The organism is Pseudomonas sp. 300, assembly GCF_055803035.1.
This window is the reverse complement of the sequence record NZ_JAVLRV010000002.1, coordinates 101213-110755: the sequence shown is the minus strand read 5'-3', so window position 1 is coordinate 110755 and position 9543 is coordinate 101213. Positions and strand designations below refer to the sequence as shown.

The following is a 9543-nucleotide window of genomic DNA, read 5'->3' as shown; positions in this document are numbered from 1 at the left end:
TGACACACCGCCATCGCAGGCAAGCCAGCTCCCACAGGATCAGGTGTTCGGTTGGCAATTGGGGATTTCATCCGGCCGGGCATTTTTTTGATCTATGATCGAGCTCTCGTTTCGGAGGGCCTTCGATGACTGATTTACTCACGTCCATTCAAGCCGCACTCGGCTTGCCCCACACCCCGATTCCGTTTACCTCGAGCGGCGCCTTGGCCTCGGCGTTCGCCGTCACCGACCTGGCCTGCGCCAGCATTGCCGCTGCCGGCCAGGCTGCCAGCGAATTACTGCAGCAGCAGACCGGTCGCTTACCCAACCTTGAAGTCGACCGTCGCCTCGCGTCTTTCTGGTTCGCCACGTCGATCCGCCCCGTCGGTTGGAGCATTCCACCGCTGTGGGACCCGGTTGCCGGCGACTATGCGACCAAGGATGGCTGGATCCGCCTGCACACCAACGCACCTCATCATCGTGCCGCCGCCGACAGCGTGCTCGGCGCGTGTGCCGACCGCGCAGACGTGGCGAGCAAGGTGGCGCAATGGGCGAAAACCGATCTGGAACAGGCCGTGGTCGACGCCGGTGGCTGCGCCGCTGAGATGCGTACCTGGGCGCAATGGCAAGCGCACCCACAAGGTTTGGCGGTGAACGCCGAGCCGTTGATTCAGTTCAGCGCCGGTAACCCGCAACAGCCCAAACCCTGGAAAGGTTCGGTGGCGCAACCGCTGGCCGGGATCAAGGTGCTGGACCTCACACGCGTGCTCGCAGGGCCCGTCGCCAGTCGTTTTCTCGCGGGCCTGGGCGCCGATGTCTTGCGCATCGACCCACCGACCTGGAACGAACCGGGCGTGGTACCGGAAGTCACGCTGGGCAAACGCTGCGCACGCCTGGACCTGCACAACAAGGAGGATCGAACGCTATTCGAAAGCCTGCTCAAGGACGCCGATATCTTGCTCCACGGCTACCGCGCCGACGCATTGCAAAGGTTGGGTTACGGTGTCGCCGAGCGGCAGAAACTGGCGCCAGGCCTGATTGATGTGTGCCTCAACGCCTACGGCTGGAGCGGTCCATGGCAGAACCGGCGCGGCTTCGACAGCCTGGTGCAGATGAGCAGCGGGATTGCCGAGGCGGGCATGCAGTGGAAGACCGCGGACAAGCCGACGCCGCTGCCGGTGCAGGCACTCGATCATGCCACCGGATATTTGATGGCGGCTGCGTCGATCACCCTATTGGGACGTGGTGGGTCAGCCAGATTGTCGTTGGCGCGGACGGCGAAGTTGTTGATTGAAAATGTCGCTGGGACAACCGAGGCCTTGCGGGCGGAGGAAGAAAACGATCAGGGCCTGTTGGTTGAGCAAACGCCATGGGGCCCGGCGCATCGGTTGCAAGTGCCGCTGAAAATCACCGGCACGCCATTGCAGTGGGCACTGCCGGCAACTGAATTGGGTTCTCATCGCGCGCAGTGGGGGTGACCGTTCTGGCCCCATCGCCAGCAGGCTGGCTCCCACAGTGAATCTGCATCGTTCACAAAACCTGTGGGAGCCAGCCAAACCAAATCATCAAAATCAAGACAGTTGCCCCACAGCGGACTTATGTCGATCACAAAACCTGTGGGAGCCAGCCTGCTGGCGATGAGGCCGTAACAAACAACTCAATCCATCCGGCTCAACGAAGTCCAAAGAAGCTGCGCCGCATACCCTCGGCAAGGTCGCCACGCCTCGGCGCGCAGCAGCAATTCCCGCGCCGTCACCGGCCTTTCTTGAAGCGCCGCCAGTGCATTGATCAACCCCACATCCCCACTCGGAAACGCATCCATCTCCCGCAACTGCCGCAACGCAATGTACTGCGCCGTCCAGTCGCCAATCCCGTGCAACGCCAGCAACCGCGCCACACCGCCCTCACGCCCCGGTTCAAACAGCAACGGATCATCGAGCAACGCCTGAGCCACACCCGACAACGTCCGGCCCCGACTTTTCGGCATGCCCAGCGTTGCCAGATCTGCGTCCGCCAAAACGGCCGCCTCAGGAAACACAGATGTGACACCGGGCAGAACAGAGTCAAAAGGCTGCCCATACTGCGCCACCAGTTTCACCGCCAACCGGATCGCCGCGCTCACCGTAATCTGCTGACCCAACACCGCACGAATCGCCAGTTCGAGACCGTCCCACGCCCCCGGAACCCGCAATCCCGGGCGCTCGGCAATCAACCGCGCCATCAACGGATCAGCCTTCAGCGACTGATGAATCGCCGATAAATCCGCATCCAGATCAAACATCCGCCGCAACCGCGCAACGATCTCCGGCAGCGCCGCCGGATCAGCAAAGTCCAGCGTCACTTGCAGCGCATCGCCCGCCACCGGCCTTATCGAGAACGTACCGTGAACACCGTTCAAGCCGATGCTGCGCGAATACACGCCATCCACCACCGTTTCCATTCCCGCCACAGCCCGCGCCGACAAGAAGCCCAGCATCGCCGGCCAGTCATAGGGCGGTTGATACGCCAGCAGCAACCTCACAACGACAGCAATCCGCTGTACAAGCCATACGCCGCCAACCCGGCGCCGCTGATGACCGCGGTAAAAATCCCTTTCTCGATGGTCGTAAACAGCGGTTCACCCTGCTCGTGTTTGGCCTTGGCGAACAGAATCACCCCCGGTGCATACAACAACGCCGACAGCAGCAAATACTTCACCCCGCCGGCGTACAACAGCCACACCGCGTAACTCAGCGCGATGCCGCCGATCAGCAGGTCTTTGGTGCGTTCCGCCGAGGCATGTTCGTAGGTTTCGCCGCGCCCGCTCAACAGCACCGCATACGCCGCCGACCACAGATATGGCACCAGAATCATCGACGACGCGAGGTAGATCAGGCCGGTGTAGGTGCCAGCGGAAAACAGCGTGATCAGCAGGAAAATCTGGATCATCACGTTGGTCAGCCACAGCGCATTGACCGGCACATGATTGGCGTTTTCCTTTTTCAGGAAGGCCGGCATGGTGTTGTCTTTCGCCGTGGCAAACAGGATCTCGGCGCACAGCAGCGCCCAGGACAACAGTGCACCCAGCAGCGAAATCGCCAGGCCAATGCTGATCAACAAAGCGCCCCAGGGCCCGACGATACGTTCCAGCACCGCCGCCAGCGATGGGTTCTGCAGGTTGGCCAGTTCCGGCTGACTCATGATCCCCAGCGACAACACATTCACCAGCACCAACAACGCCAGCACGCCGAGAAAACCGATAACCGTGGCGCGCCCCACATCCGAACGTTTCTCCGCCCGCGCCGAATACACACTGGCGCCCTCGATGCCGATGAACACAAACACGGTGACCAGCATCATGTTGCGCACTTGATCCATCACCCCGCCGAAATTCGGGTTGCTGTGACCCCAGATGTCGCGAGTGAAGATGTCAGCCTTGAACGCCACGGCGGCGATGACGATGAACATGATCAGCGGCACGATCTTGGCCACGGTGGTCAACTGATTGATGAACGTCGCTTCCTTGATCCCGCGCATCACCAGAAAATGCACGGCCCAGAGCAGGACCGAGGCGCAGCCGATGGCGATGGGCGTGTTGCCCTGGCCAAACACCGGAAAGAAGTACCCCAGGGTGCTGAACAGCAAGACGAAGTAGCCGACGTTGCCGAGCCAGGCGCTAATCCAGTAACCCCACGCGGACGAGAACCCCATGTAGTCGCCGAACCCGGCCTTGGCGTAGGCGTACACCCCGGAGTCCAGTTCGGGCTTGCGATTGGCCAGCGTCTGGAACACGAAGGCCAGCGTCAGCATGCCGACCGCCGTGATGGCCCAACCGATCAATATCGCGCCAGCATCGGCACGCGCCGCCATGTTCTGTGGCAAAGAGAAGATCCCGCCGCCAATCATCGATCCCACCACCAGCGCAATCAGTGCGCTCAGGCGAAGTTTTTGCGTCGGTTGCGACATTCCAGCGTCTCCTTTTTTCCTCGCCCCAGGAATAACTTTAACTAAATAGGCAAACGGTAATAACGTTTATTAATTAATGGCGATTCGCGTCTTCTATTTATAGCCGGTGCTTCTATAGCCGCAGTCGGCAACAGCAGTTTTGTGTGTTGATCCTAATAAATCAATTCGGTACTGAAACAAACTTCAAAAATTTGCGCAAACCGGAAAACGAACTAGCCTAAAGGTCCGAGTAATATCCTCCATTGCTGAGCGTTCTGGCCGATGGCTCTGGACTGGGCTTTTCCGGCAATACCGTTATGCCTGGGAAAGATTCATAAGTCTTTCATTAACAATGGAATGTGACCATGCACTGATCTATGTCAGATGATTGAATAGCGAACAGAATTAATCTGTTGTCTCTTTTCTCCTGCATTGGAGTCATGCAATGTCTGAATCCCCCGGAAAACTGAAACTCGGTGCACTGGTTGCGCTGGTTGTCGGCTCAATGATTGGTGGCGGGATCTTCTCTTTGCCGCAGAACATGGCCGCCAGTGCCGACGTCGGCGCCGTGCTGATCGGTTGGGCCATTACCGCCGTCGGCATGCTGACGCTGGCCTTCGTCTTTCAAACCCTTGCCAATCGAAAACCTGACCTGGACGGCGGTGTCTACGCCTACGCCAAGGCCGGGTTCGGCGACTACATGGGTTTCTCGTCCGCCTGGGGTTACTGGATCAGTGCCTGGCTCGGCAACGTCGGCTACTTCGTTTTGCTGTTCAGCACCCTCGGTTACTTCTTCCCGATCTTTGGCGAAGGCAACACCGTTGCCGCAGTAATCGGCGCGTCGGTGCTGCTCTGGGGTGTGCATTTCCTCGTGCTGCGGGGGATCAAGGAAGCCGCGTTCATCAACCTGGTGACCACCGTTGCCAAGGTCGTGCCGCTGCTGCTGTTTGTGCTGATCGCTGTTTTCGCCTTCAAACTGGACATCTTCACCGCTGACATCTGGGGCCTGAAAAACCCGGACCTGGGCAGCGTGATGAACCAGGTGCGCAACATGATGCTGGTCACCGTGTGGGTGTTCATCGGCATCGAAGGCGCGAGCATCTTTTCGGCCCGCGCAGAAAAACGCAGCGACGTCGGTAAAGCCACCGTGATCGGTTTCATCACCGTGCTGCTGTTCCTGGTGCTGGTGAACGTGCTGTCGCTGGGCATCATGACCCAACCGGAATTGGCCAAGTTGCAGAACCCGTCAATGGCAGCCGTACTGGAACATGTGGTCGGTCCGTGGGGCGCGGTGCTGATCAGCATCGGTCTGATCATCTCGCTGCTGGGGGCGCTGCTGTCGTGGGTGCTGCTGTGCGCGGAGATCATGTTCGCCGCCGCCAAGGACCACACCATGCCGGCCTTCCTGCGCAAGGAAAACGCCAACCACGTACCGGTCAACGCCTTGTGGCTGACCAACGCGATGGTGCAATTGTTCTTGGTCATTACGCTGTTCTCGGCCAGCACGTACCTGTCGCTGATCTACCTCGCCACCTCGATGATTCTGGTGCCGTACCTGTGGTCGGCGGCCTATGCGCTGCTGCTGGCGGTGCGAGGCGAGAGTTATGAAAACGCCATGGCCGAGCGCAGGAAAGACCTGTTCATCGGTGCCGTCGCATTGATCTACGCGATCTGGCTGATCTATGCCGGCGGCGTCAAATACCTGCTGCTCTCCGCCCTGCTCTATGCCCCCGGCGCGATCCTGTTCGCCAAGGCCAAGCTTGAAGTCAACAAACCGGTTTTCACCAACGTCGAGAAGCTGATTTTCGCCGCAGTCGTCGTGGGCGCCCTCGTGGCGGCTTACGGGCTGTATGACGGCTTCCTGACCCTGTAACACCTGATTGATTTGTCATTTGGAGGATCACTGAAATGACCACCGAAAAAGTTAAGTACGGCGTACATTCCGAAGCCGGCAAACTGCGCAAAGTCATGGTTTGCTCCCCCGGCCTGGCCCACCAGCGGCTGACCCCGAACAACTGCGATGAGCTGCTTTTCGATGATGTGCTGTGGGTCGCCCAGGCCAAGCGTGACCATTTCGACTTCGTCACCAAAATGCGTGAACGCAACATCGACGTGCTGGAAATGCACAACCTGCTGACCGACATCGTCGCCATCCCTGAAGCGCTGGACTGGATTCTGGAACGCAAGGTCACCGCCAATTCGGTCGGCCTCGGCCTGATCCATGAAGTCGGTTCGTGGCTGCGCAGCCTGGAGCCGCGCAAGATCGCCGAGTTCCTGATTGGCGGCGTGTCCGCCGATGACCTGCCGGACAGCTTCGGCGGCAAGACCATTCAGATGTTCCGCGACTTCCTCGGCCACTCCAGCTTCATTCTGCCGCCGCTGCCCAACACCCAGTTCACCCGCGACACCACCTGCTGGATCTATGGTGGCGTGACCCTGAACCCGATGTACTGGCCGGCCCGCCGTCAGGAAACCCTGCTGGCCAGCGCCATCTACAAATTCCACCCGCAATTCACCAACGCCGACTTTGAAATCTGGTACGGCGACCCGGATCAGGAACACGGCAGCGCCACCCTTGAAGGCGGCGACGTGATGCCAATCGGCAACGGCGTGGTGTTGATCGGCATGGGTGAACGCTCGTCCCGTCAGGCGATCGGCCAACTGGCGGTGAACCTGTTCAAGAACAAAGCCGTCGAGAAAGTCATCGTTGCCGGCCTGCCGAAGTCCCGTGCCGCGATGCACCTGGACACCGTGTTCAGTTTCTGCGACCGCGACCTGGTCACGATCTTCCCGGAAGTGGTGAACCAGATCGTCGCCTTCACCTTGCGTCCTGACGAAAGCAAACCGGGCGGCATCGACATTCGCCGCGAAGAAACCAACTTTCTCGACACCGTGGCCAAGGCCCTCAACCTCAAAGCATTGCGCGTGGTGGAAACCGGCGGCAACAGCTTCGCCGCCGAACGCGAACAGTGGGATGACGGCAACAACGTGGTGGCCGTGGAGCCGGGCGTGGTGATCGGTTATGACCGCAACACCTACACCAACACCCTGCTGCGCAAGGCCGGTGTGGAAGTCATCACCATCAGCGCCGGCGAACTGGGGCGCGGACGTGGCGGCGGCCACTGCATGACCTGCCCGATCATTCGCGACCCTATCGACTATTAAATCCTGAGCCCTGCTTCACGCTTATAACGCGTGAAGCAGGCGGATAACCGAAACCCAAGGAGATCCAATCATGGCTTTCAACATGCGTAACCGCAGCCTGCTCTCGTTGATGCACCATACGACTCGCGAGCTGAACTATTTGCTGGACCTGTCCCGCGACCTCAAGCGCGCCAAGTACACCGGCACCGAGCGTCCGCACCTGCAAGGCAAGAACATCGCACTGATCTTCGAAAAAACCTCGACCCGCACCCGTTGCGCCTTCGAAGTCGCGGCCCATGACCAGGGCGCCCACGTCACCTACATTGACCCGGTGTCGTCGCAGATCGGCCACAAGGAAAGCATGAAAGACACCGCCCGCGTGCTCGGGCGGATGTTCGATGCCATCGAATACCGTGGCTTCGAACAGGAAATTGTCGAAGAGCTCGCCAAGTTCGCCGGTGTGCCGGTGTTCAACGGTCTGACCGCTGAGTTCCACCCGACGCAGATGATCGCCGACACCCTGACCATGCGCGAACACAGCGACAAACCGCTGCATGACATCAGCTACGCCTACCTCGGCGACGCCCGCTACAACATGGGCAACTCGCTGCTGATGATCGGCGCCAAACTCGGCATGGACGTGCGCATCGCCGCGCCGAAAGCGCTGTGGCCACACGCTGATTTCATCGCCCAGTGCAAAGCCTTCGCCGAAGAAAGCGGCGCACGCATCACCATCACCGAAGACCCGAAAGAAGCGGTCAAGGGCGTGGACTTCATCCACACCGACATCTGGGTTTCGATGGGTGAGCCGGTGGAAGCGTGGGACGAGCGTATCGAGCAACTGCTGCCGTACCAGGTCAACGCGGCGATGATGAAAGCCTCGGGCAACCCGCGCGTGAAATTCATGCACTGCCTGCCGGCGTTCCACAACAGCGAAACCAAGGTCGGCAAGGACATCGCCGCGCGCTACCCGAACCTGGCCAATGGCGTGGAGGTGACTGAAGAAGTCTTCGAATCCCCGGCCAACATCGCCTTCGAGCAAGCGGAAAACCGCATGCACACCATCAAGGCGATTCTGGTGTCAGCGCTGGCGGATATCTAACGGCCCGCCCGACTCTCCCGGCTGGAACAAAGCCCCTGTGGGAGCGAGCCTGCTCGCGATGACCATCTCACATTCAACAATGATGTTGACTGTGACTCCGCTATCGCGAGCAGGCTCGCTCCCACATTGACCGGGTTTCGACAGGGGAACCGAGTCGCTCGTAACCTCTTTATTGAAAGGACTGCATTATGCGTATCGTCGTTGCTCTGGGCGGTAACGCCCTGCTCCGCCGTGGTGAACCCATGACCGCGGACAATCAACGCGCCAACATCCGGATCGCCACCGAGCAAATCGCCAAGATTTACGCCGGCAATGAACTGGTCATCGCCCACGGCAATGGTCCGCAGGTCGGCCTGCTGTCGCTGCAAGCGGCGGCTTACACCTCGGTTTCGCCGTATCCGCTGGACGTGCTCGGCGCCGAAACCGAAGGCATGATCGGCTACATCATCGAACAGGAACTGGGTAATCTGCTGGACTTCGAAGTGCCCTTCGCCACGCTCCTGACCCAAGTTGAAGTCGACCCCAACGATCCGGCGTTCCAGAACCCGAGCAAACCCATCGGCCCGGTCTACGCCAAGGCCGAAGCGGAAAAACTCGCCGCCGAAAAAGGCTGGGCGATTGCCCCGGACGGCGACAAATACCGTCGCGTGGTCGCCAGCCCGAGACCGAAACGCATCTTCGAAATCCGCCCGATCAAGTGGCTGCTGGAAAAAGGCAGCATCGTGATCTGCGCCGGCGGTGGTGGCATCCCGACGATGTACGGCGCCCACGGCAAGCTGCAAGGCGTGGAAGCGGTGATCGACAAGGACCTGTGCTCGGCGCTGCTGGCCGAACAGCTGGACAGTGATTTGCTGGTGATCGCCACCGACGTCAACGCCGCCTTCATCGACTTCGGCAAACCGACCCAGAAAGCCATCGCTCAGGCGCACCCGGACGACATGGAGAAACTCGGTTTTGCCGCAGGTTCCATGGGGCCGAAGGTTCAGGCGGCCTGTGAGTTTGCCCGCCATACTGGAAAAACTGCGGTGATCGGTTCACTCTCGGACATCGAAGCGATCGTCCAGGGCAAGGCCGGAACGCGCATCAGCACGGCGAAACCTGGCATAACTTATTTATAAGGAGAAACGTCAATGGCAACGTTCGAGCCCGGCAAGCTGCACATCGAGCGCCACGCGCTGACCCCGGATGATGTCAGCTACAACCTGCACCTCGACTATGAGGTCAGCAAGGACGACAAAGGCGAAAAAGGCATCCAGTTCACCATGCATGGCAGCATTCAGAACAAGGATATGAGCGAAACCTTCTTTCTACCCAAGGTTGAGGCCTACAACTTCGCCAACAACATAACGAATATCGCCGAGAAGTACGGCATTCCAAGGACACACAGCCAGATC

At 59.7% G+C, this 9543-nt stretch carries 8 protein-coding genes; 6 read left to right on the top strand and 2 right to left on the bottom strand.

Annotation, left to right across the window (positions count from 1 at the left end; genetic code table 11):
- The first annotated feature begins 125 nt into the window (after positions 1-125).
- The gene (locus Q7W83_RS06575; RefSeq protein WP_473655816.1) at positions 126-1457 is read left to right on the top strand and encodes a CoA transferase; all 1332 of its coding nucleotides are present in this window, start codon (positions 126-128) and stop codon (positions 1455-1457) included.
- A 179-nt stretch (positions 1458-1636) separates the two neighbouring features.
- Here Q7W83_RS06575 and Q7W83_RS06570 read toward each other — a convergent pair whose 3' ends face one another.
- Together Q7W83_RS06570 and arcD (Q7W83_RS06565) are read right to left on the bottom strand one after the other, a co-directional pair.
- Positions 1637-2500 (bottom strand): DNA-3-methyladenine glycosylase family protein, encoded by an 864-nt coding sequence (locus tag Q7W83_RS06570; protein WP_473655815.1) that lies wholly within the window; start codon positions 2498-2500, stop codon positions 1637-1639.
- Positions 2497-3924 (bottom strand): arginine-ornithine antiporter, encoded by a 1428-nt coding sequence (gene arcD, locus Q7W83_RS06565; protein ID WP_473655814.1) that lies wholly within the window; start codon positions 3922-3924, stop codon positions 2497-2499. Before arcD (Q7W83_RS06565) ends, Q7W83_RS06570 begins: the two co-directional genes overlap by 4 nt.
- Positions 3925-4348: 424 nt before the next feature.
- On the opposite strand from arcD (Q7W83_RS06565), the gene arcD (Q7W83_RS06560) reads away from it, so the two are divergent.
- The 5 genes from arcD (Q7W83_RS06560) to Q7W83_RS06540 form a co-directional block, all read left to right on the top strand.
- Positions 4349-5776 carry an arginine-ornithine antiporter gene (gene arcD, locus Q7W83_RS06560; RefSeq protein ID WP_150633184.1) on the top strand — a complete coding sequence of 476 codons (1428 nt, stop codon included), beginning with the start codon at positions 4349-4351 and terminating at the stop codon, positions 5774-5776.
- Between the two features lie 35 nt (positions 5777-5811).
- The gene (gene arcA, locus Q7W83_RS06555) at positions 5812-7068 is read left to right on the top strand and encodes an arginine deiminase (RefSeq protein ID WP_150639426.1); all 1257 of its coding nucleotides are present in this window, start codon (positions 5812-5814) and stop codon (positions 7066-7068) included.
- A gap of 70 nt (positions 7069-7138) precedes the next feature.
- Positions 7139-8149 (top strand): ornithine carbamoyltransferase, encoded by a 1011-nt coding sequence (locus tag Q7W83_RS06550; protein WP_150639427.1) that lies wholly within the window; start codon positions 7139-7141, stop codon positions 8147-8149.
- Between the two features lie 188 nt (positions 8150-8337).
- Positions 8338-9267 (top strand): carbamate kinase, encoded by a 930-nt coding sequence (arcC, locus tag Q7W83_RS06545; RefSeq protein ID WP_150633187.1) that lies wholly within the window; start codon positions 8338-8340, stop codon positions 9265-9267.
- A gap of 12 nt (positions 9268-9279) precedes the next feature.
- Positions 9280-9543, top strand: a 264-nt coding sequence (locus Q7W83_RS06540; protein WP_473655813.1) for a DUF5064 family protein, incomplete at its 3' end; no start/stop codon positions are given.

Excerpts from the sequence above, each read along its gene's own strand:
- Q7W83_RS06575 (WP_473655816.1), top strand. The coding sequence starts at position 126 with ATGACTGATTTACTCACGTCCATTCAAGCCGCACTCGGCTTGCCCCAC.
- arcA (WP_150639426.1), top strand. The coding sequence starts at position 5,812 with ATGACCACCGAAAAAGTTAAGTACGGCGTACATTCCGAAGCCGGCAAA.
- Q7W83_RS06550 (WP_150639427.1), top strand. The coding sequence starts at position 7,139 with ATGGCTTTCAACATGCGTAACCGCAGCCTGCTCTCGTTGATGCACCAT.
- arcD (WP_473655814.1), bottom strand. The coding sequence starts at position 3,924 with ATGTCGCAACCGACGCAAAAACTTCGCCTGAGCGCACTGATTGCGCTG.
- arcD (WP_150633184.1), top strand. The coding sequence starts at position 4,349 with ATGTCTGAATCCCCCGGAAAACTGAAACTCGGTGCACTGGTTGCGCTG.
- arcC (WP_150633187.1), top strand. The coding sequence starts at position 8,338 with ATGCGTATCGTCGTTGCTCTGGGCGGTAACGCCCTGCTCCGCCGTGGT.